The sequence below is a fragment of the Micromonospora sp. NPDC049645 genome (assembly GCF_040675155.1).
Taxonomy (GTDB): domain Bacteria; phylum Actinomycetota; class Actinomycetes; order Mycobacteriales; family Micromonosporaceae; genus Micromonospora.
In genome coordinates this window covers 204719-229037 of record NZ_JBFAOI010000011.1, presented here as the reverse complement: position 1 = coordinate 229037, position 24319 = coordinate 204719, and the positions used below count along the sequence as shown (strand labels likewise).

The following is a 24319-nucleotide window of genomic DNA, read 5'->3' as shown; positions in this document are numbered from 1 at the left end:
TCGTAGCGCACGCCGAGCTGACGCTCACCGTGGCCGCCCTTGCGGTCGCCCTGGGTCTGGGTCTGGGTGGCCGGCTTGGCGTCCGACGCCGCGTACGCGGCGGTGACGGGACCGGCGATGGCCCCACCGGTGAACGCGAGGCCAGCAGCGGTCAGGGCGGTCTTACGAATCAGATCGGTACGCATGATGGCGTGCTCCTCTGCCTGTCGGGGGTGCCCGCACGACATTCGGGGGGTGCGCGTCGGTGCGGGGAAAGTTCGAAGGGGATTGCCCGGCGACCCGTTGAGCGGGGTCGGCGTCGGGACAGGGTGTAACCGTTCGGTGCGGCGGGTCATTCCGCCGGCCCCGGGGGGTCGACCGTTGGTGCTCGGCCGTGCCGGGGAGGTAACCAGGCCGGCCGGTCGGGTGTTCCCGGCGGGGCCGCTCGTTACGGCGACTGGCGGCGTGGCCTGTCAGGTATAACGACCCCGCCCGGCCGCCGATTCCGCCGTCGGGGTGCCCCCGACCACCCGACATCACCAGCCAAACCAGACAAATACTCAGCTTGCCCAGTGCTAATCCGCAGCCCGGTGGGTGAACGACACGCGATCTGCTCAAGGCGGCGACAACCGGACAATCCCGTCTTTACCGGTGGACCCCACCCAGAGCAAAACGGCGGTGTGAGCGAAGCCTTCGCGGCGGCACCGTTCGGTCTGGCCTGGCAACAACTCGGTCAGACCACCATCGGGTGTCGTCCTCGACCGTCCAGTGCCGGCCGGGTCGTCCTGTGCCGGTCGGGTCGGCCTGTGCCGGCCGGACCGTCCTGCCGTGGCCAACCGAACTCCGTGGCCACCCAAGATCGTGCTTGACCCAGGAAAGAGGCCCCTCCCCGAGAGGTGAGGCCACTACAACAAGGATCGAGCGCGATCATCGCGCGACGCGGCCGTCGCCCATCATTGCGCGGCACTGCCACCCATCATTGGGCGAACGGGACAAGTCAGCGTGTTGACGCGCAGCGGGGGATCGGCCGTGGGCGCGCGGACACCGCGAGGAGCGTTATGACACACAGGCATATTTATGCCGGTGTGTCATAACGCTCAACGGGAACCTGCCGCCGACCGGCGGGCGTCCGGGCCGGGCGGCGGAGGCGACGCGCCGACAGCGAGGGGCAGCCGCGTCACCTGGGCCGGCGGCGGCCTGCGCGACTCGGTCTTTGGGTCGCCCAGCAGGGCGGTGGTGCGACCCCCGGGCCCCACTGCGGTCCGGGTGCGACTGGGGTCGGGTCGGGTGTGACTCTCGGGCCTACCCCGGTCCGGGTGGACTGTCGGGCCTACTTCGGTCCGGGTGGGGCTGTCGGGCCCACTTTGGTCCGGGTGGGCTGTCGGGCCCACTGCGGTCCGGGGCGACTCTCGGGCCGCTGGGCGTTACGCCTGCTGGATCAAGGGGCCGGGTGGACCTGTCTCACCTCGGGGGCTCAGGGCGTGGCGGTGTCGGTTTGTGGCAGATTGCGCTGGGCCGGGATGGACGGATTGGCCGACCAGGGGATCTCGGGCGCGCGGTGGTAGGTGATGCCGGCTGTGGTCCAGCGCGGGCCCTGGGCGGCCAGGCGGTCGCGGAAGTCGGCCCAGTCGTGGGTTTCCCGGGGTGACCAGCCGAGCTCGGCGATGGCCGGCAGGCGGGGCAGGAGCAGGAGCTCGATGTTCGCCAGCGAGGTGACCGATTCGGTCCAGAGCGGGGCCTCCACACCGAGCACGGCCTCGGCCGGTACGCCGGCGACGTGTGTGCCCGGATCCCAGTCGTACGCCTTGCGGACGTCGATGAGGCCGGCCCAGTCGTGCCCGATCGGGGTGTCCGGGGCGTACTTCATGTCCAGGTAGGCGTGGTTGCCGGGGGAGAGGATCAGTCGGGAGCCCCGGTGGACCGCGTCGAGGGTGGCGGGATCCTCGCCGTTGGTGCCCCACCACTGCAGGACCCGCCCGTCGAGGTGGGCGGCGGGCGCGAGCTGGTGCCAGCCGACGACGGTCTTGCCGAGGTCGGCCACGATGCGCTGGGCCCGCTCCACGAAACCGGTGTAGACCTCGTCCTTGACCTTGAACGCCTCGTCGCCGCCGATGTGCAACCACGGGCCGGGGGTGAGCGCGGCCACCTCGCGAAGTACGTCGGTGACGAACTCGTACGTCCGCTCGTTTGCCGGGTCGACGTAGCTGAAGCCGACCTCGGTGCCGGTGTACGGCGGCGGCGCGACCTTGTCGGGTGCCAGCTCCGGGTACGCGACCAACGCCGCGTTGGTATGCCCGGGGAGGTCGATCTCCGGGACGACGGTGATGTGGCGGGCAGCCGCGTAGGAGACGATCCGCGTGTAGTCGGCCTTCGTGTAGTGCCCGCCGGGGCCGCCGCCGACCTCGGTCGTCCCGCCGATGGTGGTGAGCTTCGGCCAGGAGTCGACCGCGATCCGCCAACCCTGGTCGTCGGTGAGGTGCAGGTGCAGGTGGTTGAGCTTGTAGCGGGCCAGGTGGTCGAGCACCCGCAACGCGTCGTCGACGGAGAAGAAGTGCCGTGCGACGTCGAGCATCGCGCCCCGGTAGGGGAACCGGGGCGCGTCGGTGATGGTCCCGCCGGGCACCGCCCAGCGTGCGGTGACCGGAACGGGGCTCTCGATCGCCGCTGGCAGCAGCTGGCGCAGCGTCTGCACGCCGTAGAAGAGGCCGGCGGCGGTGCTCGCGGTGACGCGTACCCCATCGGTGGTGATGTCCAGCCGGTAGCCCTCCGCGTCGAGGCCGGCGGTGTCGTCCAGCACCAGCGCGACGCCCCCGGCGGGCTCCGGCGCGGTGGCGTCGGTGACCGGCAGCGGGTAGCCGGTGGCCGGACGCAGAAGCTGGGCGAGCTGTTCGGCGACCGCCAGCGCGGCGGGGTCGGCGGTGGCCACGATGACCGCTTCGGCGGGCAGCGTCCAGTCTTCGGTCGGGTCCGGCTGGACCTGCCGCGGCGCGGGGACGACGTCGGCCAGCCGGTGCGGGGCCGACGGGGCGAGCAGGTTGCCCGCCGCCCGCTCGGCGGCCTGGGCCAGCGTGGCCGCGTCCGGTTCCCGCGCCGGCAGCGGCACCCCGCCGGTGGCGGGGGCGGCGGTGGGGCCGGGGGAGGGGGTGGTCGACACGGCGGCGACTCCGAGGGGGTGTATTCGCGTCGGTTATGGCAAAAGTGAGGTTCACCGGCTGGCGTGGCGTCAAGCGTACGACGCTCGGCCGGGATGCGTGATGGTGCGCATGGAAGCGTTCCCAAAAACCGGTACGAACACGGATAGTCGTGATAGCTGTGCCAATTGTCACCGAACGGGCCCAGGTCGCTCGATGTTCGCTTAACCTTCGCCCACCGAACGGCGTCGACCCCGGGATTACCGGTGGTCCGTCCCGGGGAAGAAGAAAACTGAACCTTCGTTAAGTGTCAATCCGGCGCGTGTGTTGTGGAGGCTCTGGTGGCAGCGCAAGAGACCGTCGATCACAAGTACGTCTACGACTTCTCCGAAGGCAACAAGGATCTCAAGGACCTGCTCGGCGGCAAGGGGGCCAACCTCGCCGAGATGACCAACCTGGGCCTGCCCGTCCCGCCCGGCTTCACCATCACCACCGAGGCGTGCCAGGCGTACCTCGCGACGGGACGGGAACCGGACGGGCTGGCCGGTCAGATCGAGGCGCACCTGGAAGCGCTGGAACGCGCCATGGGCAAGAGCCTCGGCGATCCGCAGGACCCGTTGCTGGTCTCCGTCCGCTCCGGTGCCAAGTTCTCCATGCCCGGCATGATGGAGACAGTCCTCAACGTCGGTCTCAACGACCAGAGCGTGGAAGGACTCGCACGACAGGCGGGCGGCTCGGCCGGCAAGGCCGCCTCCGGCGGCGCAGACAGGTTCGCCTGGGACTCCTACCGCCGGCTCATCCAGATGTTCGGCAAGACCGTCTGCGAGGTGCCGGGCGAGGAGTTCGAGCACGCCCTCGACGAGGCCAAGAACGCCAAGGGCACCCACAACGACCTGGATCTGGACGCCGACGACCTGCGGGGGCTGGTCGACGCGTACAAGAAGATCTTCTTGAAGCACACCGGTCGGGAGTTCCCGCAGCAGCCGCGTGAACAGCTCGACCTGGCCATCCGCGCGGTCTTCGAGTCGTGGAACGCCGAACGCGCGGTGCTCTACCGCCGCCAGGAGCGCATCCCGGCCAGCCTCGGCACCGCGGTCAACGTGGTGACCATGGTCTTCGGCAACCTCGGCCCCGACTCCGGCACCGGGGTCGCGTTCACCCGTGACCCGGCCAGCGGCGCCCAGGGCATCTACGGCGACTACCTGGCCAACGCCCAGGGCGAGGACGTCGTCGCCGGCATCCGCAACACCGTGCCGCTGCAACAGTTGGAGCAGATGGACAAGTCCTCCTACGACGAGCTGCTGTCGATCATGGCCCGGCTGGAGGAGCACTACAAGGACCTCTGCGACATCGAGTTCACCATCGAACGCGGCAAGCTCTGGATGTTGCAGACCCGGGTCGGCAAGCGCACCGCCGCCGCCGCGTTCGTCATCGCCGGGCAACTCGTCGACGAGGGCCTGATCGACCTGGACGAGGCGCTGCACCGGGTCAACGGCGCGCAACTGGCCCAGCTGATGTTCCCCCGCTTCCAGCTCGACCACGACTTCCAGCCGGTCGCCAAGGGCATCGGTGCCTCGCCCGGCGCGGCGTCCGGCAAGGTGGTCTTCACCTCCGCGCGGGCCGTCGAGCTGGCCGCCGAGGGTGAGTCGGTGATCCTGGTGCGCCGGGAGACGAACCCGGACGACCTGAACGGCATGATCGCCGCGAAGGGCATCCTCACCTCGCGCGGCGGCAAGACCAGCCACGCCGCGGTGGTGGCGCGGGGGATGGGCAAGACCTGCGTCTCCGGCGCCGACGAGATCGAGGTGAACGTGCCGGCGAAGCGGTTCACCGTGGCCGGGCAGACCGTCACCGAGGGCGACGTGGTCTCCATCGACGGCACCACCGGCAAGGTCTACCTCGGCGAGGTGCCGGTGATGCCCTCCGAGGTCGTGCAGTACTTCGAGGGCAGCCTCGACCCCGAGCACATCGACAACGCGCTGGTTCGGGCCGTACACCGGATCATGACGCACGCCGACGGGAAGCGGCGGCTCGCGGTCCGCACGAACGCCGACACCGGTGCGGACGCCGCCCGAGCCCGGCGCTTCGGCGCCGAGGGCATCGGGTTGTGCCGCACCGAGCACATGTTCCTCGGCGATCGGCGGGAGCTGGTCGAGCGGCTGATCCTGGCGCGGGCCGAGGGGGAGCGGGAGGCGGCACTGGCGGCGTTGCTGCCGTTGCAGCGAGCCGACTTCGAAGCGATCTTCCGGGAGATGGACGGCCTGCCGGTCACCGTCCGGCTGATCGACCCGCCGTTGCACGAGTTCCTGCCGCCGCTGGAGCAGCTCGCCGTCAACGTGGCGGTCGCCCAGGAGCGCGGCGAGGACGTGGCCAAGGAGGAGGCGCTGCTGGCCGCCGTCCGGCGGATGCACGAGGAGAACCCGATGCTCGGGCTGCGAGGGGTACGCCTCGGCCTGGTCATCCCCGGTCTGTTCGCGATGCAGGTCCGGGCCATCGCCGAGGCGGCGGTCAGCTGCGCCCGCGACGGTGGCGTGGCGAAGCCGGAGATCATGGTGCCGCTGGTCGGGGCCGTGCAAGAGCTGGAGACGGTCCGCGCCGAAGCCGAGAAGATCATCGCCGAGGTGGTCGGGGACAGCGGGGTCGAGGTGCTGATCGGCACCATGATCGAGGTGCCCCGGGCGGCGCTGACCGCCGGGCAGATCGCCGAGGCGGCCGAGTTCTTCTCCTTCGGCACCAACGACCTGACCCAGATGGGCTGGGGCTTCTCCCGCGACGACGTCGAGGGCGCGTTCTTCTGGCGGTACCTGGAGCTGGGCATCTTCGGCATCTCGCCGTTCGAGTCGATCGACCGCGACGGCGTGGGCCGGCTGGTGCGGATCGCCGCCGAAGAGGGTCGGGCCGCCCGGCCCGGGCTGAAGCTCGGCATCTGCGGTGAGCACGGGGGTGACCCGGACTCGGTGCACTTCTTCCACGAGGTCGGCCTGGACTACGTGTCCTGCTCGCCGTTCCGGGTGCCGGTGGCGCGGCTGGAGGCCGGTCGGGCGGTCGTGGAGAGCGGTGGGTCGGACAGTCGCTGACGCACGCCGGCGGCGGTGCGGTCACCCGGCCGCCGCCGGCGCTCAGATCGGCGGACGACGCCAGGTGGGTCGGGACGAGCGGCGCAACTGCGCCGGCAGGGTCGCCATCGGGGTACGCGTGGCCAGCGGGGCGTGCGCGTCCGGAACGGCGGTCGCGCCGATGCCCCCGCCGCGAACGTCCAGCAACGAACCCGCCCGACGGGCCACGGCGCGTGCCTCCTCGTGCAACGCTCCCAGATCCTCCGGCGCCGACACGGTGACGAGGGTCAGCAGGGCGCTGCGCCCGGCCGGGTAGGTCACCACGCAGCCGGCGGTCGTGCACACCACCGACTCCCGGAACTCGCCGCGCCGGACGGTGTCGGCCACCCGGTGCCCCAGCCCGAAACTGGCCGCCGCGAGCGCGGCGAGATGGGTGGCGTCGGTGCTGGGTAAATCGCTGGAGATGAGCAGTCCGTCGGTGCCGGCCAGCACCGTGCCGGCGATGTCGGGTCGGCGCTGGCGCAGCCCGCGTAGCTCCGTTCCCATCACCGTGTCTGCGTCCACGAGCGTTACCCCCACCGGTCGGCTCTGCGTGTCAGTCGGCTGGTCACGTTCCGCGCTGGGAACGCTACCGGTGGCCACTTCCGGCCGCGAGCCCGTAACCCTCGGCGATCGGTTGACAACTGCGGGCCAATCGGTGGTTGTGTGCCCCTCATCGATGCGTCGCGGCCCGGTCGAGCGGCCGTACCGGGCGTAATCTTGGCTCGCTCGCCACACGGCCGATTGGGCACGGCGCCGAACGGGAAGGGTGACTGAATGACCAGCGTCTGGGAGAGCCTGACTGTCGACGCCCGCGATCCGGCCCGTCTGGCCCGTTGGTGGGCCGAGGCGCTCGGCTATCAGATCGTCACCGAGAAGCCGGGCGGCGTGGAGATCCGCCAGTCCCCGGACCAGCGACCCGCGCTCTTCTTCGGCCCGGTGGCCGAGGGCAAGGAGCGCAAGAATCGGCTGCACCTCGACCTGCGCCCGGCCAACCAGGAGGCCGAGGTCGAACGCCTGGTCGACATGGGCGCCCGGCACGTCGACATCGGTCAGGGCGACGTCGAGTGGACGGTGCTGGCGGACCCCGAGGGCAACGAGTTCTGCGTCCTGCGTGAGCGCGAGGAGTGAGCCGGTTTTGCGAGCCCCGCAGTCGCGAACAACAGCAGCCTTGTGAGCGCGAGGAGTGAGCCGGTTTTGCGAGCCCCGCAGTCGCGAACAGCGGCGGCTGCGTGAGGAGTGAGCCGGGGGCGGCGGACGCGCGGTTGGTCGAAGAGCCGCCCAAGGACACCGGGCACCGCCGGTCGCCGTACGAGCGCGACCGGGCCCGGGTGCTGCACTCGGCCGCGTTCCGCCGACTGGCCACCAAGACCCAGGTGCACACCGCCGGCACCGACGACTTCCTGCGTACGCGGCTGACGCACTCGCTGGAGGTGGCGCAGATCGCCCGGGAGATGGGTGCCCGGCTGGGCTGCGACCCGGACGTGGTGGACGTCGCGGGGCTGGCTCACGACCTGGGGCATCCGCCGTTCGGGCACAACGGCGAGGCGGCCCTGGACCTGCTCGCCACGCCGTGCGGTGGCTTCGAGGGCAACGCGCAGACGTTGCGGGTGTTGACCCGGCTGGAGGCGAAGGTGCTCGCCTCGGACGGCTCGTCCGCCGGGCTGAACCTGACCCGGGCGTCGCTCGACGCGATCGGCAAGTACCCCTGGCCGCGTCGGCCGGGGGAGCGCAAGTTCGGGGTGTACGCCGACGACGCAGCCGTCTTCGACTGGATCCGCGCCGGCGCGCCCGGTGACCGGCGCTGCCTGGAGGCCCAGGTGATGGACTGGGCCGACGACGTCGCGTACTCGGTGCACGACGTGGAGGACGGCATTCACGGCGGGTACGTCACCCTGCACCCGCTGCTCGGCGACGCCGACGAGCGCGCGGCGCTCTGCGCCGACGTGGCCGTCGCCTATTCCGGGGAGTCCGCGGACGACCTGGCCGAGGTGCTGGTGGATCTGCTGGCCGGCCCGCTGCTCGCCCCGCTCGTCGGGTACGACGGGAGTCATCGCGCGCAGGTCGCGTTGAAGGCCACCACCAGCGGGGTGACCGGGCTGTTCGTGGCCGCGGCGGTCGCTGCCACGGAGGAGCGTTTCGGTCCGGGCCCGCACCGTCGCTACGGCGCCGACCTGGTGGTGCCCCGACTGGTCCGGGCGCAGTGCGCCCTGCTCAAGGGCATCGCACTGCGGTACGTGATGCGTCGCAGCGGGTTCCGGGGCCGCTACGAGCGGCAGCGCACGATGCTGGCCGAGCTGGTCGCCGCGCTGGTCCGGCGCGCGCCGGAGGGGCTCGACCCGATCTTCGCGCCGCTGTGGCGGGGCGCACCGGACGACGCGGCCCGGCTGCGGGTGGTCATCGACCAGGTCGCTTCCCTCACCGACTCGGCGGCGGTGACCTGGCACACCCGGCTGGTCGGCGACGGTGCACCGCCGACCGATCACGCGTCAGCTTAGGCTAGCCTAACTGGTATGACGGAACGCTCCAGGAACGTCACCTCGGCCCGGGTGCTGCGCACCGAGCGGCCCACCCCGCATCTGATCCGGCTCGTCCTCGGTGGGGAGGAACTCACCGGCCTGCCGGTGGGCGAGTTCACCGACCACTACATCAAGGTGGTGTTCCCGCAGTCGGGTGTCGCGTACCCGCAGCCGTTGGATCTCGCCGCGATCCGGCGGGACCTGCCTCGGGAGCAGTGGCCCCGGCTGCGCGCGTACACGGTGCGGCGGTGGGACCCGCTGGCCGGGGAGTTGACCGTCGACGTGGTCCACCACGGCGACGAGGGTTTGGCCGGTCCGTGGGCCGCCGCGCTGCGCCCCGGCGATCCGGTGCACTTCGTCGGCCCCGGCGGGGCGTACGCCCCGAGCCCGGACGCGGACTGGCATCTGCTGGTCGGTGACGAGAGCGCCCTGCCGGCGATCGCCGCCGCGTGCGAGCGGCTGCCACTGGGTGCCCCGGCGCACGTCTTCGTGGAGATCGCCGACCCGGCGGACGAGCAGAAGCTGCTCAGCCCCGGTGCGATCGAGGTGACCTGGCTGCATCGCGGCGAACGCCCGGTGGGCGAGGCGCTGGTCGCGGCGGTGCGGGCGTTGGAGTTCCCGGCCGGCCGGGTGCACGCGTTCGTGCACGGCGAGGCCGCCTTCGTCCGGGACCTGCGCCGGCTGCTGCGCGGCGAGCGGGGCGTACCCCTCGATCGGCTCTCCATCTCCGGCTACTGGCGGCGTGGCATGGACGACGAGGGCTGGCGCTCCACCAAGGCCGACTGGAACCAGCAGGTGGTAGCCGAGGAGACGACCGTCCCGGAGGCTGCCGCGGCGGCCTGAGCGCCGCTCATCCCTCGAGCGTGTTCTCCTCCTGGCCGGCCCGGACGAGGCGCCGGCTGACCATGACGGCGTACCCGACGATGGCCAGGGCGAGTAGCGCCAGCATCAGCCTCGGTCGGTGCACCAGCGTGGTGACCAGGGTGATCGAGGCCACCGCGTAGGCGGCGATCGCCAACCGGGCGGCGCTCGGTCGCGCCCACAGCCAGTACAGGCCGAGCCCGCACGCCGTCCACACCACCATCGACGCGCCGAGCAGCAGCCGCAGCTCCAGCGGCAGCCGGGTCGCGTTGGCATCGACCAGCCGCACCACCTGCCCGAGCGCCCAACCGAGCAGCAGCAGCGAACCGCCGAGCGGAACGTGCAGGTAGCTGTACGCCTGTCCGCCGCGCAGCCGCCGCTGGGTCAGGCGGGTGGTGACGAAGGTGGTGTAGACCCACCAGACGGCGGCCGGGATCAGGAAGGCCAGCGCGGCGGTGAGGATCATGTGGGGCGGAGGGTGGTCCGGCACCGCGAAGAGCAGGCTGGCCAGGGCGCTACCCAGCACGATGATGGTGAACTGTCCGATCCGTTCCGGCAGGTGCCGGTTGTCCACCGGCCAGCGGTTGAGCCAGCGCAGACCGACCCAGGGGGTGGACAGTTCGATGACCATCGCGATGATCCACAGGACCGGGCGCAGCTCGGTGGGGGCGGTCAGCGACACCAGCCAGATCAGCCAGCCCGACCCGAAGCCGATCAGGTAGACCGTCGTCACCATCCGAGCCATCGGGCTGGTCGGACGGGCACGCAGGTAGAGCAGGAGCAGCACGCCCCGCACGATCAGGTACCCGATCGGCAGGAGCACGCTCTCCGGAACCTCGTCGACGCCGAGGGTCATCGCGCCCGCGCCGATCAACGCGATCAGCACCAGCACCCGGTGCAGCGCGTCGTCCGGGTCGAACCGGGTGTCGTAGTAGACCTGCCCGATCCAGGCCCACTGGATCACCACGAACAGCCCGATCACGGCCACCACGGCCGTCGGCGACGGGCTCGGTTCGTTACCCAGCCGCGCCACCACCGCCGCCAACGCGTACACGAAGATGAGGTCGAGGAACAGCTCCAGCCAGGTGGCGTGGCGGTGGCCGGCCTCGTCGGCCTGCGGGGTCAGTTCGCCTAGCCCCATCCGAGTGGCCAACCATCTCGGCAGGCGGGGGGCTCCGGTTCGTACCCTGCGCATCTGGTCATGGTCCCCGGGCGGGCCCGGCCCGCGGGCCGGAACCGCCCAGCCGACAGCGGTCGCCGCCACACCCGCGTCCCCCGGCCGGCGTGTCGTCGGTCCGGCAGGGCAGGATGTACGGCGAGGGGGTGGCGCATGGCTGGGCGGATCCGGGACGAGGACATCGCACTGGTCCGGGAACGCACCTCGATCGGGGATGTGATCTCCGAGACGGTCACCCTGAAGTCCGCCGGTGGCGGCAACCTCAAGGGGCTGTGCCCGTTCCACGACGAGAAGAGCCCGTCGTTCAACGTCTCTCCGGCCCGCAACGTCTGGTACTGCTTCGGCTGCGGGGCCGGCGGCGACGCGATCAAGTTCCTGATGGACGCCGACCACCTCAGCTTCGTGGAGTCGGTCGAGCGGCTGGCCGGCCGCGCCGGCATCCAGCTGCGCTACATCGAGGACGACAAGGGCACCCCGCGCCCCCGCCCGCAGCAGGGTCAGCGGCAGCGCCTGGTCGCCGCGCACGCCGCCGCGGTCGAGTTCTACCGGGCGCAACTCGGCACCGCCGGCGCCCGGCCGGCACGGGAGTTCCTCGCCCGACGGGGGTTCGACCGGGCCGCCGCCGAACGCTACGGCTGTGGCTTCGCGCCGGACGGGTGGGACCTGCTCACCAAGCACCTGCGCCAGCAGGGCTTCACCCACCAGGAGCTGGTCACGGCCGGGTTGTCCCGGGAGGCCCGCTCCGGCACCCTGATCGACCGGTTCCGCCGCCGGTTGCTCTGGCCGATCCGCGACCTCGCCGGTGACGTGATCGGTTTCGGCGCCCGCAAGCTCTTCGACGACGACGACGGCCCGAAGTACCTGAACACCCCCGAGACGCCGATCTACAAGAAGTCACACGTCCTCTACGGCATCGACCAGGCCAAGCGGGAGATCGCCAAGCAGGGTCGGGCGGTGATCGTCGAGGGTTACACCGACGTGATGGCCTGCCACCTCGCCGGGGTCACCACGGCGGTGGCGACCTGCGGCACCGCCTTCGCCGCGGACCACATCTCGGTCCTGCGGCGGCTGTTGTTCGACAGCGACGAGGTGGCCGGCGAGATCATCTTCACCTTCGACGGTGACGCCGCCGGGCAGAAGGCCGCGCTGCGCGCCTTCGAGGACGACCAGCGGTTCGTCGGGCGCACGTTCATCGCGGTCAGCCCGGACAACATGGACCCGTGCGATCTGCGGCTCGCCAAGGGCGACCTCGCGGTGCGTGATCTGGTCGCCCGCCGCGAGCCACTTGTCGACTTCGCGCTGCGGCACGTGATCGGCCGTTTCGACCTGGACACCGTCGACGGCCGGGTCGAGGCGATGCGGCACGCCGCGCCGCTGGTCGCGCGACTCAAGGACCGGGAAAAACGCCCCGAGTACGTCCGCAAGCTCGCCATGGACCTCGGCATGGAGATCGAGCCGGTGCAACGCGCGGTGCTCGCCGCCGCCAACACCCCACCATCGGGCAACCGCGACGCCGCCCCCGCCGCCCGGCCCACCTCGGCCCGCCCCGAGCCCGCAGTGGACAGCCCGCAGTCGATGGTCGAGCGGGAGGCGCTGAAACTCGCCCTCCAGCAGCCGGTCCTGGCCGGGCCGATGTTCGACGCGGTCGAAGCCACCGAATACCGCCACCCGGTGCACGTCGCGGTGCGTACGGCCATCACGGCGGCCGGCGGTGCCGCGTCGGCGACCGGCGGCGCGGTCTGGATCGAGTCGGTCCGCGACGCCTGCGACGACCTGGCGGCCGCCGCGCTGGTCGGTGAGTTGGCTGTCGAACCACTGCGGATCGACGGCGAAGCGGACCCGCGCTACGTGTCGATCACCATGGCCCGGGTGCAGTTCGGGTCGGTGACCGCCCGGGTCCGGGACCTCAAGTCACGCATCCAGCGGATCAACCCGGTCAACAACAAGGACGAGTACTTCGCCGCCTTCGGTGAGCTGCTCTCCCTGGAGCAGCACGCCCGAGCGCTGCGCGAGCAGGCCGCGGGAGGGCTCTAGATGGGACTGTTCAGCCGCAAACCGAAGCTGCCACCGGCCGACCGGCCGCCGCTGACCGCCGACGAGCGGGTGTTGGCGTGGGCCGCCGCCGGCAACGGCGAGGGCGACGGGGTGGTGGTCGCCACCAACCTCGGGTTGTGGCTGCCGGGTCGCGGGCACCGGCTCGGCTGGCACACCATCCTCAAGGCGGTCTGGTCCGGCCGAGAGTTGACCGTCACGCCCGCCGAGCCCGTCGTCGAACGGGACGGTTACACGATGGTCGCCGACGGCCCGGCCGAGACGTACCTGCTGCTCGACCCGGGGGAGCTGCCGCACCAGGTGCGAGCCCGGGTGACCCGCTCGGTCGCGTACACCGAGCACCAGCCGGTGCCCGGCGGCGCGGCACGGGTCGCGGCCCGGCGCGTCGCCGGGGTCGACGGTCTGACCTGGACGGTCCGACTCGACCCCGGCACCCCGGCGGACGACGAGGCCCTGCTCGCCGAGACCGACCGCCTGGTCGGCGTGGCCCGCGCCGCCACCGCCCCGCCCGACTAACCGCCCCGCCCGACTAACCGCCCCGCCCTCTCCCGCTCCCGGCCCTACCCCGGCCTGCCTCGGCCTGCCTCGCCCTGCCCCGGCCCGGCCCGCCCCGGCCCGCCCCGGCCCGGCCCGCCCCGGCCCGGCCCGCCCCGCCCCGGCCCGGCCCGCCCCGTCGATCATGGAGTTGTGGTGGGTGACAAAACATCTTGCTGGGGTGAAACCCGGCACCATAACTCCATGATCGACGGGCGAGGGAGTGGCTGGGGGCGATCTTGCACTTTTGGTGATGCCGGGTGGGTTCCGTCGTTGGTGGGGTGGGGGTGGGGGTGGGGTGGGGGGTTGGTGGCGCGGGCGGGGTATTTGCGTGGAGGGCTGTCGGACCCGGCGGTTAGGGTCGGGCGGTGACTTCGGGGCGACCAATGATTGAGGCTCGTGGGTTGGTGAAGCGGTTCGGCGACTTCACCGCCGTGGACGGCATCGATGTCGAGGTCCGCCCGGGTGAGGCGTTCGGCTTCCTCGGCCCCAACGGCGCGGGCAAGTCGTCCACCATGCGGATGGTCGGCTGCATCTCCCCGCCCAGCGGGGGTGAGCTGCGCATCCTCGACATGGATCCGGTGGCCGACGGGCCGGCGATCCGCGCGCGCCTCGGTGTGTGCCCGCAGTTGGACAATCTCGACCCGGAGCTGACCGTCCGGGAGAACCTGACCGTCTACGCGCGCTACTTCGGCATCTCCCGCCGGGCGGCCCGGGAGCGTGCCGCCGAGCTGCTCGACTTCGTCCAGCTCACCGAGCGGGCCGACAGCAAGGTCGAGCCGCTCTCCGGTGGGATGAAGCGCCGGTTGACCATCGCCCGCGCGCTGGTCAACGATCCGGAGATCGTGCTGCTCGACGAGCCGACCACCGGCCTCGACCCGCAGGCCCGGCACCTGGTGTGGGAGCGGCTGTTCCGGCTCAAGCAGCAGGGCGTCACGCTGGTGCTCACCACGCACTACATGGACGAGGCCGAGCAGCTCTGTGACCGGCTGGTGGTGATGGACGGCGGGCGGATCGTCGCGGAGGGCTCGCCCCGAGCGCTGATCGAGCAGCACTCGACCCGCGAGGTGGTCGAGCTGCGCTTCGCCGCCGAGTCGCAGGAGCCGTTCGCCGGCAAGCTCGACGGGCTGGGGGAGCGGGTCGAGGTGCTGCCCGACCGGATCCTGCTCTACGTGCCCGACGGCGACGCGGCGGTCGCCGAGGTCGCCGCGTTGGGGCTCCAGCCGGTCAACGTGCTGGTCCGCCGCAGCAGCCTGGAGGACGTCTTCCTGCACCTGACCGGCCGCACCCTGGTCGACTGACCGCCTCGGTCGCGACATTTCCGGCGGATCGTCCCGCGCTCGTCACAATCCACTCGGCTTCCTGAAAGTCGGGGTGACGCGGCGGGTCGGACAACCCGATTTCCTGAAAGCCGAGTCGATCAAGAAAGCTGGGTCGATCAAGCCGCCTTCGTACCTCAAGGGAGTTTCATGTCCGATCTGGTGACCGCCAACCGACGTCAGGCCGGGCTGACCGCTCTCTACCTGGGCATCTTCGCGATGGTTTGGTTCGGTGTGCCGGCGGCCGGGCAACCGCTGCGCGCCCTGCTCGTGGTGGGCAGCATCGTCGCGCTGCTCACCGCCGTCGCGGGCGGTGTGCTGTCGGCCCGGCTTCGGGGCGTCGGTAGTCCTCGGAACCGGGCCGCCGACCGCCCGTACCTGCTCATCGTCGTCGCCGAATTCGCCGCCGCCGGTCTGGGTGCCGCCGTGCTGATCGCCGCCGGCTGGTCCGAGTACGTCCCGGTGCTGGTCTGCCTGGTGGTCGGGCTGCACTTCTTCCCGCTCGCCCCGCTCCTGCGTGACCCGCTGCTGCGGCCGCTCGGGTTCGCCCTGTGCGCCGTGGCGGCGGCGGGGCTCGTCACCGGCCTCGCCTCGGCGGTCTCCGCCGGCCTGGTGGTTGGCGTCGGCGCGGGAGTGCTGCTGCTCGGTTACGCCGTACAGGCGCTGGTCCGCGGGTACCGACCGGCCTGACCCGATTACGGATCAACGGGCTCTGGCCCAGCTGAGGAAACGGTCGGTCAGCCCGTCGTGCCCGGCGAGGTCCCCGGCCGCCTCACAATGCAGACTGGCGAGGTAGACGAGCAGGCCGATCCGGTTCTCGCGGTACTCGCCGAGCAACGCCAGGCGGGCCGGCGAGCAGGGCCACGCGGCGCCGCAGACCCGGCAGCGCCAGGAAGGGCGGGCCGCCACATGTGGGCGGTACCGGGGCATCAGTGCCCGCCGCCGTCGCGAGTCGACCGGATGAGTCGCACGGGGGAACCTCCGTCGGGGTGGGGAGGGAGCGCCCCGGATCGGGGGTCACGGGGCGCTCCCGGCCTGGTTCCGCCCGCCGTCCGATCCCGTGAGCGGTTCCGCTGCGTGACAGTCTGCTGAAGGTCCGACTACGGTGGGAGGTTCCGCACGCCGACGACCAGGGCGTACGGCGAACGGCCCGGCACGGTACGAGGATGTACGGGGGTTGTCCGTGGAGAGTTCGTCCATGCTGGAGCACTTCGCCGAGGAGCTGCGGCTGGCTCGGGCCGCCGGTGGGATGTCCCAGGCGGCGCTGGCCGAGGCGTTGAGCTACTCCGGGGCGTTGGTCGCCAAGGTGGAGACGTCCGAGCGCCGGCCGAGTCTCGACTTCGCCCGCCGCTGTGATGCCGTGTTCAGGGCTGACGGTCGTTTCGAACGCATCCAGCGGCGGATCAGCCGCGAGGCCGTGGTGCCGTGGTTCCGCGACTGGGCCGGCATCGAGCAGGAGACCACCGCGCTGCGGTGGTTCGAGCCGCTCTACGTGCCGGGCCTGGTGCAGACCGAGGGTTACGCCCGCGCCATCCTGGCCGGCGCCGGGCTCTTCGCGGCGGACGAGGTCGAGCAGCAGGTGACCGCCCGGCTCGACCGGCAGGGCGTGCTCACCCGGGACCGGCCGCCGCTGCTCAGCCTGGTCGTCGACGAGTACGCGCTGCGCCGCCGCGTCGGCGGGCTGGAGGTGATGTGCGAGCAGTTGCGCCATCTGGTGAAGCTCGGCTCTGCCCTGCCCCGGGTCCGAATCCAGGTCGTACCCCTGTCCGCCGGTGCGTACGCTGGGCTCGATGGTCCCTTCGTGATCGCCACCGCAGCCACCGGTGAGGATGTCGTCTACCTGGACGGGCAGCGGCACGGGCAGGTGATCGACCGGTCCGAGTATGTGCGGCAGATGGTCGAGGTGTGGGAGTCGATCCGGGGTGAGGCACTATCGCAGCAGCAGTCCCTCGACCTGATCGCGGAAGTGGCGGAGACATGGAGCTGACCGGCGCCCGGTGGCGCAAGAGCACCCGCAGCAACGGCAGTGGCGGTGCCTGTGTGGAGGTTGCCGGCAATCTGCCCGGGCTGGTGGCCGTCCGTGACTCCAAGGACCCGACCGGTCCGGTGTTGGTCTTCACGCCCGAAGCCTGGCGCGCGTTCATGGAGTCCGACGCCGCCGGCCGGTAGACGGCGGCGGTGCGCCCGCCTGGCCCGCCCCGTCGATCCGCCGAGGAGCGGTATGCCTCACAGGCATAAATATGCCTCTGAGTCATACCGCCCAATGCCGCATCTGCCCCGACGAAGGTTGCCGACGGTGACCGGCTGGGTCACCCCGTCGGCCCACCGGGTCGGTGTCCGCAGCCGCAGCCGCAGCCGCAGCCGCAGCCGCAGCGCAGCCGGAGCCGGAGCCGCAGCGCAGCCGGAGCCGGAGCCGGAGCCGGCGAGCCTCGGCCCCGCGCACCGAGTCGACCCAACGAGCGGGAGCCGAGGGCGACCTCGGCGAAACCCGGGCGACACGTCGACCGGGTCGTCGTAGGGTGGCCGGCGTTCTGTCGTACCCGAAAGGTAGACAGGTCGTGGTGGCCGGCGCGGCGGGGCGGGGTGGTCTGGTGAGTGTGACGGGATCGGCGCGGTTCCCATGGGTGCCGGCGTGGGCGGTGTTCGAGCACTACCTGGTGGGTTTGCGGCGCACCTGGCGGGCCGGGGTGTTCTCCTCGTTCCTGCTGCCGGTGCTGACCGTCCTCGGCTTCGGGCTGGGTGTCGGCGCCTACATCGACCAGGGCGTCGGTGGGGTGCGTTACCTCGACTGGCTGGTCCCCGGGCTGATCGCCTCGACCGCGCTCCAGGTGACCGTCGGTGACTCCACCTGGCCGGTGTTCAGCAACTTCCAGTGGGTCAAGACCTACTTCGCGCAGGGCGCGTCGCCGCTGCGGGTGGCTGACATCGTGGCCGGGCACCTGGCCTTCGTGCTGTTCCGGGTGCTCCTCACGATCGTGGCGTTCCTGCTGGTCACCGGTGTGTTCGGGGCGTTGCGCTCGCCGTGGGCGGTGGCCACCCTGCCGGTGGTGGCGTTGCTCGGGCTGGCCGTCGCCGCACCGACCTTCGCGTACGCGGCGTCGGTGTCGAGCGACAGCTGGCTGGCCCTGCTGTTCCGGTTCGCGGTCATCCCGACGACGCTCTTCGCCGGGGTGTTCTTCCCGGTCGAGTCCCTGCCGGAGGCGCTGCGCTGGCTGGCGTACCTGACGCCGTTGTGGCACGCCGTGGACCTGTGCCGCGCGGCCACGCTCGGTGTCGCCCCGCAGTGGTCGATCGTCGGGCACCTGCTCTACCTGGGCGGCTGGGCGGTCGCCGGCTGGTTGTTGGCGCTGCGCGCGTTCCGCCGCAAGCTCGTCGTCTGAAGAGCAACTCGTCGTCTGACGAGCAACCCGTCGTCCGAACAGCAAGCAGAGAGGCTGTCGTGGTCACGCTGATCCTGCCCCGGCTGGTCGACGTCTCCGCCGCGTCCCGGCGTTCCGCGTCGGTGCTGGAGCGCAACGTCGCGGCGCTGAAGTCGGTCTACTGGCTGGTGCTGCTCTCCGGCTTCGTGGAGCCGCTGCTATACCTGCTCTCCATCGGGGTGGGCGTCGGGGCGCTGGTCGGCGACCTGCCGCTGCCCGACGGGCGGCTGGTCTCGTACGCCGCCTTCGTGGCCCCGGCGATGCTCGCCTCCTCGGCGATGACCGGTGCGCTGGCGGAGACCACGTTCAACTTCTTCGGCAAGATGAAGTACATGAAGCTGTACGACGGGGTGATCGCCACCCCGGTACGGCCGTTCGAGATCGCCGTGGGTGAGTTGGGTTGGGCGATGCTGCGGGGCAGCGCCTACTCGGCGGCGTTCCTCGCGGTGATGGTCGCACTGGATCTGACCAGCGTCGCCCGCGCGCTGACCGCCCTCCCGGCCGCGGTGCTGGTCGGGTTCGCGTTCGGGGCGCTCGGCATGGCGATCTCCACCTTCATGCGCAGTTGGCAGGATTTCGACCTGATGGGTTCCGCGCAGTTCACGCTCTTCCTCTTCTCCGGCACCTTCGTGCCGGCGCAGGCGTATCCGACAGTGCTGCACTGGCTCGTCGAGATCACCCCGCTGTACCGCTCGGTGCACCTGATCCGCGGCGTCACGCTGGGCAGCGGTGGCTGGCTCTGGCTGCTCGACGTGCTCTACCTGCTGGCGATGCTGGCGCTCGGCCTGCTGGTGGCCTCCCGTCGGATGGGCAGGTTGCTCTACAAGTAGGGGTTACTCGTGCCCGTCGGCGGGGCATGTCCGGAGGTGACACCGCCGACCAGGAGGAGGGGCGATGGCCTCCGACGAGTCTTCCGCCCAGCGGGAACGTGACCGTGATCGCGCCAATGGGCCGGTCGGGCCCGACGCCGGGCCGGACAGCCCCACCGACCTGCCCGGCAGTGGTTGGGCGGCGGCGCTGCGCCGGACGATCACCGAGTTCCAGGACGACAGCCTGACCGACTGGGCGGCGGCCCTGACCTACTACGGGGTGCTGTCGATCTTCCCTGGCGTGCTGGTGCTGATCTCTCTGCTCGGCCTGTTGGGTGAGAGCGCCACCCAGGGCGTCACGGACACCGTCAACCAGGCGGTGCCGGACGGCAGCATCCGGCAGATCATCACCGACGCGATCGGCACCGCGGATCGCAACGGTGGCCTCGCCAGCATCGCCGCGATCGTCGGTCTGGTGGCGGCGTTCTGGTCCGCCTCCGGTTACGTCGGCGCGTTCATGCGGGCCTCGAACACCATCTACGACGTGCCAGAGGGGCGGCCGATCTGGAAGACCCTGCCGATCCGCCTCGGCGTGACCGCGGTGATCGGGGTGCTGCTGCTGGCCAGCGCGGTGATCGTGGTCTTCACCGGTCGCCTCGCCGAGTCGGTCGGTGACGTGATCGGGGTCGGCTCGACGGCGGTCGCGGTGTGGGACGTCGCCAAGTGGCCGATGCTGCTGATCCTGGTCAGCCTGATGTTCGCGATCCTCTACTGGGCCTCGCCGAACGCCCGGCACGGCGGCTTCCGTTGGGTCAGCCCGGGGGGTGTGCTGGCCGTGGTGATCTGGCTGGTGATCTCCGGCCTGTTCGCCTTCTACGTGAGCAACTTCGGCTCCTACGACAAGACGTACGGGACGCTGGCCGGGGTGATCATCTTCTTGGTCTGGCTCTGGTTGAGCAACATCGCGATCCTGCTCGGCGCCGAGTTCGACGCGGAGTTGGAGCGGGGTCGCGCGATCTCGGCCGGCCACCCGGTCGACGACGAGCCCTACGTCGAGTTGCGCGACGATCGCAAGCTCCGCAAGAAGCGCAACTCCGCCGGCCGCCGCTGACGGGTCCGGCAGGGACCGTCCCGCCCGGCTCGGCCCGAAACCGCCCCCGGCTCAGCGCCAATCGCCCCGCCACCTCGGATCGGCTGGCGGGGCGATTTCGTGTCCGTCGATGGCACCGCGGGCAAGGGCGCGCGGGCAGCCGGTGATTCTTTCCTTGATCGACTAGTAGCTTTTGTTCTTTCGGACAAAAGTTGGTCTCGGAACGGTTGAAGCTCTGGACAGGCGGCGTGGAACGCTCCTACTGTGTCGGACACAACACATCGGCATTGCGTCGATGTGAACGATGCCAATTCAGAGGGGGGCTCCCGGTGCGGACGGTCGACCCCCTGCACGTGCGGCTCTTGCGGTTGCTCCGCGACGAGGGCGCCGTGTCCCGGGCCGAGCTGGGTGACCGGCTCCAGATGCCGCGTCCGCGCATGTTGGCCGAGCTGGATCGCCTGGTCGCGCTGGGTTACGTCGCCGAGGCGGGGCTCGCCGCGTCCCGGGGTGGGCGTCGCTCGACGCTGGTCGAGCTGAACCCGAAGCTCCGCTTCGCCGCCGTCGACCTCGGTGCCAGTTCGATGGACGTCGAGGTGGTCAACGGCCGCCTCGAACCGGTGGCCCACTACGCCGAGGTGGCCGACATCCGCAACGGCCCGAAGGTGACCCTGCAACGGGTCAACGAGCTGCTGCACAAGGCCCGGGTCGACGGCGCGTACGAGCGACTGGACGCGGTCGGCATCGGCGTGCCCGGCCCGGTCAGCTTCCGCGACGGCGTACCGGTCTCACCGCCGATCATGCCGGGCTGGGACCGGTACCCGGTGCGCGAGTTGCTCAGCCGGGAGCACGGCTGCCCGGCGGTGGTCGACAACGACGTCAACATCATGGCGATCGGCGAGCGGCACGGTGGGGTCGCGCACTCGGTGGACGACTTCCTCTTCGTGAAGATCGGCACCGGCATCGGGTGCGGCATCTACCTGACCGGCGAGGTCTACCGGGGCACCGACGGCTGTGCCGGCGACATCGGCCACATCCAGGTCGACTCGCACGGTCCGATGTGTTCCTGCGGCAACGTCGGCTGCCTGGAGGCGCTGTTCAGCGGCGCCGCGCTGGCCAAGGACGCCGCTGCCGCCGCCCGCAGCGGGGCGTCGCCGGCCCTGGCCGAGCGGCTGGCTCTGCGCGGTGTGGTGACCGCCCTGGACGTCGCCGAGGGCGCCGTCGAGGGCGACGTGACCTGCATCCAGTTGATCCGCGACGGCGGACGTCGGGTCGGCGGAGTGCTCGCCGGCCTGGTCAGCTTCACCAACCCGTCAATGATCGTGATCGGCGGTGGGCTGGCCCAGTTGGGGCACATCCTGCTGGCCGAGATCCGCAGTGTGGTCTACCGCCGGTCGCTGCCGCTGGCCACCGGCAACCTTCCCGTCGTCCTGTCCGAGCTGGGCGGTCGGGCCGGGGTCACCGGCGCGGCGGTGCTCGCGAGCGACGTCGCCTTCGGGGAAGCCGCATGAAACTGTTCGAGATTCCGTCGTGAGCGAGGAGGAGACTGTGGCCCTGCCCGAGGATGACCCCGCCACCGCGTCGGCCGAGGCCGTCGCCGAGGCGCCGCTGGTTGAGGCTCCCGCCGACACCGTCGCGGGCGAGGTGGTCCTGCGCCTCACCGATCTGGTCAAGACCTTCCCCGGCGTACGCGCGCTCGACGGCGTGCAACTGGAGGTCCGTGCCGGCGAGGTGCACTGCCTGCTCGGGCAGAACGGCGCCGGCAAGTCGACCCTGATCAAGGTGCTCGCCGGGGTGCACCAACCGGATTCCGGGCAGGTGGAGTGGCGCGGCGAGCCGGCCACGTTCGCCAACCCGCAGGCTGCCATGAGGGCCGGCATCGCCACGATCTACCAGGAGCTCGACCTCGTCGAGGACCTGTCGGTGGCGGAGAACGCGTTCCTCGGGCACGAGTACCGCCGCTTCGGGTTCGTCCGGCGCGGTCGGATGGCCCGGCACACCCGGCAGATCCTCGGCCGGCTCGGCCACGGCGAGATTCCGCCGGGACGGATGGTCCGGTCGCTGCCGGCGGCGGGTAAGCAGATCGTCAGCATGGCGCGGGCGCTGTCGCACGAGGCCCGACTGATCATCATGGACGAGCCGAGCGCGGTGCTGGCCCACGACGAGGTGGGCAACCTGTTCCGGATCATCCGGGAGCTGACCGCGCAGGGCATCGCCGTCATCTACATCTCGCACCGGCTCGAGGAGATCCGCGAGATCGGCGACCGGGTGACCGTACTCAAGGACGGCCGGACCACGGCGGCGAACCTGCCGGCGCGCGACACCCCGACCCGTGACCTGGTGAGCCGGATGACCGGCCGCACCATCGAGTATGTCTTCCCGGACCGGCCGACCGACGACTCCGAGGGTGCCGACCTGCTCCAGGTGCAGGGGTTGACCCGCGCGGGCGAGTTCGCCGACGTCTCGCTGAACGTGCGGGCCGGGGAGATCGTGGGCATCGCGGGGCTGGTCGGGTCCGGCCGGTCCGAGCTGCTGGAGACGATCTACGGCGCCCGCCTCGCCGAGACCGGCACGGTGCGGATGGACGGAAAGGTGCTGCGTCCCGGTGTCGGCGCGGCGGTGCGGGCCGGCATGGGAATGGCCCCGGAGGAACGCAAGAGCCAGGCGTTGCTGCTCGGGGAGCCGATCTACCGCAACGTCACGCTTGCCACCTTCGGCCGGTACGCGCGGCTCGGTTTCACCAACGCCGCGAAGGAACGCGCCGAGGCGGACCGGATCGCCGAGACCCTGGAGCTGCGGCCCCGGGACGTCGACCGGCCGGTACGCACGCTGTCCGGCGGCAACCAGCAGAAGGTGGTGGTCGGGCGGTGGCTGCTCGGTGGCACCAAGTTGCTGCTGCTCGACGAGCCGACCCGGGGCGTGGACGTGGGCGCCAGGGCCGAGCTCTACCAGGTCATCCGCGCATTGGCCGCGCAGGGCGTCGGGGTGCTGCTGGTCTCCAGCGAGGTGCCCGAGGTGCTGGGCCTGGCCGACCGGGTGCTGGTGATGCGGGAAGGGCGCGTCGTCCGCGAAGCCGCGGCCGGCGAACTCGACGAGAACACTGTGCTTGACCTCGTGATGGCGGGGTCCTTGATGGAAGGCGCACCGGCATGAGCGACGCGACTCCCACTCCTACCGCGACACCGGAGCGCCCGCAGCTTCCGGCGCAGTCGCCGCCGGTGGATCCGGCGGAGACGGCGGTGGCCAGTGACAAGGCGCAATCCACGGGCAAGCTTTCCTGGTGGCGGGGTGACGGTGGCGACGGCGCCAAACGCAACCTCGGTCTGATCGGGGTGCTGGCCGCGCTCATCGTGGTCGGCGCGGTCACCAAGCCCGACCTGTACGGCGACCCGAACTGGGTCTGGAACAACGTCCTGGCCATCCTCCAGTTGGCCTCGGTCGTCGGCGTGGTCACGGTCGGGATGACCTTCGTGATCATCGGTGGCGGCATCGACCTGTCGGTGGGCGCGATCGTCGCGCTGGCCGGGGTCTGGTGCACCACTGTCGCCACCCAGAGCTACGGCGCCGGCGGCATGATCTTCACCGCCCTGGTGGTCGGCATCTGCGTCGGCCTCGTCAACGGCGTGCTCATCTCGTACGGGCGGCTGGTCCCCTTCATCGCGACGCTCGCGATGCTGGTGGCCGCGCGCGGCCTCGCGGCATCGATCTCCAACAAGCAGACCCAGGTGTCGAGCAGCACCTTCATCAACGACATCGCGGCGCGCAAGGTGATCGGCATCCCGATCCTGGTCTACATCCTCGGCGCGGTCGTGCTGGCCGGGTGGGTCCTGCTCAACCGCACGACCTTCGGCCGGCGCACCATCGCCGTCGGTGGTAACCCGGAGGCGGCCCGGTTGGCGGGCATCAACGTCCGGCGGCACACCATGCTGCTCTACGCGCTCTCCGGTCTCTGCTGCGGCATCGCCGCCATCATGCTCACCTCGCAGGCCACCTCGGCGCAGGCGGCGATGGCCAACCTGTACGAGTTGGACGCGATCGCCGCGGCGATCATCGGTGGCACGTTGCTCAGCGGCGGTCGGGGCACGATCGTCGGCTCTCTGCTCGGCGTCATCATCTTCGCCACGATCACGAACCTCTTCGCCATCAACGGCCTCTCCATCGAGGCGCAGAACATGGTCAAGGGCGGCATCATCGTCGCCGCCGTCCTGATCCAGCAGTTCCAGTTCAAGTCCGTCACTCGGCTCCTCGCGCGGAACAGGGTCACCACCGCAACCTGACGCACCGCACCGTTGTCCTGGCGACGTCGAGACCTTCGACGGTGGCCGGGCCTCGCACAC

Annotated in this window: 19 protein-coding genes and 2 pseudogenes; 16 read left to right on the top strand and 5 right to left on the bottom strand. The window is 71.1% G+C overall.

Annotated elements, in window-relative coordinates; genetic code table 11:
- Positions 1–185 (bottom strand): annotated as a pseudogene (locus AB0J33_RS23890) (phytochelatin synthase); the annotation flags it as partial.
- Positions 186–1453: 1268 nt separating this feature from the next.
- Entirely contained in the window at positions 1454–3082 is a 1629-nt protein-coding gene (locus AB0J33_RS23885) for a beta-N-acetylhexosaminidase (RefSeq protein ID WP_363616239.1), read from the bottom strand.
- Positions 3083–3451: 369 nt separating this feature from the next.
- Here AB0J33_RS23885 and ppdK point away from each other — a divergent pair, with 369 nt between their 5' ends.
- Entirely contained in the window at positions 3452–6187 is a 2736-nt protein-coding gene (gene ppdK / locus AB0J33_RS23880) for a pyruvate, phosphate dikinase (protein WP_363616232.1), read from the top strand.
- A 42-nt stretch (positions 6188–6229) separates the two neighbouring features.
- Here ppdK and AB0J33_RS23875 read toward each other — a convergent pair whose 3' ends face one another.
- On the bottom strand, positions 6230–6730 hold the full coding sequence (locus AB0J33_RS23875; protein ID WP_363616231.1) for a roadblock/LC7 domain-containing protein: 501 nt from the start codon (positions 6728–6730) through the stop codon (positions 6230–6232).
- Between the two features lie 252 nt (positions 6731–6982).
- Between AB0J33_RS23875 and AB0J33_RS23870 the strand changes: the two genes are divergently transcribed.
- From AB0J33_RS23870 to AB0J33_RS23860, 3 genes are all read left to right on the top strand, one after another.
- Positions 6983–7336 carry a VOC family protein gene (locus AB0J33_RS23870; RefSeq protein ID WP_363616230.1) on the top strand — a complete coding sequence of 118 codons (354 nt, stop codon included), beginning with the start codon at positions 6983–6985 and terminating at the stop codon, positions 7334–7336.
- 101 nt (positions 7337–7437) lie between these two features.
- Positions 7438–8703, top strand: coding sequence for a deoxyguanosinetriphosphate triphosphohydrolase (locus AB0J33_RS23865; RefSeq protein ID WP_363616229.1), 1266 nt, complete (start codon positions 7438–7440; stop codon positions 8701–8703).
- Between the two features lie 15 nt (positions 8704–8718).
- Complete coding sequence (locus tag AB0J33_RS23860) at positions 8719–9567, top strand: siderophore-interacting protein (RefSeq protein WP_363616228.1); 849 nt, start codon at positions 8719–8721, stop codon at positions 9565–9567.
- Between the two features lie 7 nt (positions 9568–9574).
- Here the strand turns inward: AB0J33_RS23860 and AB0J33_RS23855 are convergent, their stop codons facing one another.
- The gene (locus AB0J33_RS23855; RefSeq protein WP_363616227.1) at positions 9575–10726 is read right to left on the bottom strand and encodes a low temperature requirement protein A; all 1152 of its coding nucleotides are present in this window, start codon (positions 10724–10726) and stop codon (positions 9575–9577) included.
- Positions 10727–10893: 167 nt separating this feature from the next.
- Here AB0J33_RS23855 and dnaG point away from each other — a divergent pair.
- The 4 genes and pseudogenes from dnaG to AB0J33_RS23835 all read left to right on the top strand — a co-directional run bounded on the left by dnaG (position 10894) and on the right by AB0J33_RS23835 (position 15357).
- A pseudogene (gene dnaG, locus AB0J33_RS23850) lies at positions 10894–12796 on the top strand (DNA primase).
- Entirely contained in the window at positions 12797–13330 is a 534-nt protein-coding gene (locus tag AB0J33_RS23845) for a hypothetical protein (RefSeq protein WP_363616226.1), read from the top strand.
- Between the two features lie 386 nt (positions 13331–13716).
- Entirely contained in the window at positions 13717–14649 is a 933-nt protein-coding gene (locus tag AB0J33_RS23840; RefSeq protein ID WP_363616225.1) for an ABC transporter ATP-binding protein, read from the top strand.
- A 168-nt stretch (positions 14650–14817) separates the two neighbouring features.
- Positions 14818–15357 (top strand): hypothetical protein, encoded by a 540-nt coding sequence (locus AB0J33_RS23835; protein ID WP_363616224.1) that lies wholly within the window; start codon positions 14818–14820, stop codon positions 15355–15357.
- Positions 15358–15369: 12 nt separating this feature from the next.
- On the opposite strand, the gene AB0J33_RS23830 is transcribed toward AB0J33_RS23835, so the two are convergent.
- Positions 15370–15576 carry a flavin reductase gene (locus AB0J33_RS23830; protein ID WP_363616223.1) on the bottom strand — a complete coding sequence of 69 codons (207 nt, stop codon included), beginning with the start codon at positions 15574–15576 and terminating at the stop codon, positions 15370–15372.
- 289 nt (positions 15577–15865) lie between these two features.
- On the opposite strand from AB0J33_RS23830, the gene AB0J33_RS23825 reads away from it, so the two are divergent.
- The 8 genes from AB0J33_RS23825 (at position 15866) to AB0J33_RS23790 (ending at position 24259) form a co-directional block, all read left to right on the top strand.
- Positions 15866–16654, top strand: coding sequence for a helix-turn-helix transcriptional regulator (locus AB0J33_RS23825; RefSeq protein WP_363616222.1), 789 nt, complete (start codon positions 15866–15868; stop codon positions 16652–16654).
- Entirely contained in the window at positions 16645–16836 is a 192-nt protein-coding gene (locus AB0J33_RS23820; RefSeq protein WP_363616221.1) for a DUF397 domain-containing protein, read from the top strand. The genes AB0J33_RS23825 and AB0J33_RS23820 overlap by 10 nt, the downstream gene beginning before the upstream one ends.
- A gap of 422 nt (positions 16837–17258) precedes the next feature.
- Complete coding sequence (locus AB0J33_RS23815) at positions 17259–18047, top strand: ABC transporter permease (protein WP_363616220.1); 789 nt, start codon at positions 17259–17261, stop codon at positions 18045–18047.
- Between the two features lie 59 nt (positions 18048–18106).
- Complete coding sequence (locus AB0J33_RS23810) at positions 18107–18916, top strand: ABC transporter permease (RefSeq protein WP_363616219.1); 810 nt, start codon at positions 18107–18109, stop codon at positions 18914–18916.
- A gap of 64 nt (positions 18917–18980) precedes the next feature.
- Positions 18981–20006, top strand: coding sequence for a YihY/virulence factor BrkB family protein (locus tag AB0J33_RS23805; RefSeq protein ID WP_363616218.1), 1026 nt, complete (start codon positions 18981–18983; stop codon positions 20004–20006).
- 308 nt (positions 20007–20314) lie between these two features.
- A complete protein-coding gene (locus AB0J33_RS23800) occupies positions 20315–21493 on the top strand; it encodes an ROK family protein (RefSeq protein WP_363616217.1) in 1179 nt (392 codons plus the stop codon).
- Between the two features lie 133 nt (positions 21494–21626).
- Positions 21627–23135 carry a sugar ABC transporter ATP-binding protein gene (locus AB0J33_RS23795; protein WP_363616238.1) on the top strand — a complete coding sequence of 503 codons (1509 nt, stop codon included), beginning with the start codon at positions 21627–21629 and terminating at the stop codon, positions 23133–23135.
- The gene (locus AB0J33_RS23790; RefSeq protein ID WP_363616216.1) at positions 23132–24259 is read left to right on the top strand and encodes an ABC transporter permease; all 1128 of its coding nucleotides are present in this window, start codon (positions 23132–23134) and stop codon (positions 24257–24259) included. The genes AB0J33_RS23795 and AB0J33_RS23790 overlap by 4 nt, the downstream gene beginning before the upstream one ends.
- The last annotated feature ends 60 nt before the right edge of the window (positions 24260–24319 follow it).

What these genes read in the sequence shown, in the direction of transcription:
- AB0J33_RS23835 (WP_363616224.1), top strand. Translation starts at nt 14,818, where the DNA reads ATGTCCGATCTGGTGACCGCCAACCGACGTCAGGCCGGGCTGACCGCT.
- AB0J33_RS23845 (WP_363616226.1), top strand. Translation starts at nt 12,797, where the DNA reads ATGGGACTGTTCAGCCGCAAACCGAAGCTGCCACCGGCCGACCGGCCG.
- AB0J33_RS23805 (WP_363616218.1), top strand. Translation starts at nt 18,981, where the DNA reads ATGGCCTCCGACGAGTCTTCCGCCCAGCGGGAACGTGACCGTGATCGC.
- AB0J33_RS23825 (WP_363616222.1), top strand. Translation starts at nt 15,866, where the DNA reads ATGCTGGAGCACTTCGCCGAGGAGCTGCGGCTGGCTCGGGCCGCCGGT.
- AB0J33_RS23855 (WP_363616227.1), bottom strand. Translation starts at nt 10,726, where the DNA reads ATGGGGCTAGGCGAACTGACCCCGCAGGCCGACGAGGCCGGCCACCGC.
- AB0J33_RS23860 (WP_363616228.1), top strand. Translation starts at nt 8,719, where the DNA reads ATGACGGAACGCTCCAGGAACGTCACCTCGGCCCGGGTGCTGCGCACC.
- AB0J33_RS23790 (WP_363616216.1), top strand. Translation starts at nt 23,132, where the DNA reads ATGAGCGACGCGACTCCCACTCCTACCGCGACACCGGAGCGCCCGCAG.
- AB0J33_RS23820 (WP_363616221.1), top strand. Translation starts at nt 16,645, where the DNA reads ATGGAGCTGACCGGCGCCCGGTGGCGCAAGAGCACCCGCAGCAACGGC.
- AB0J33_RS23870 (WP_363616230.1), top strand. Translation starts at nt 6,983, where the DNA reads ATGACCAGCGTCTGGGAGAGCCTGACTGTCGACGCCCGCGATCCGGCC.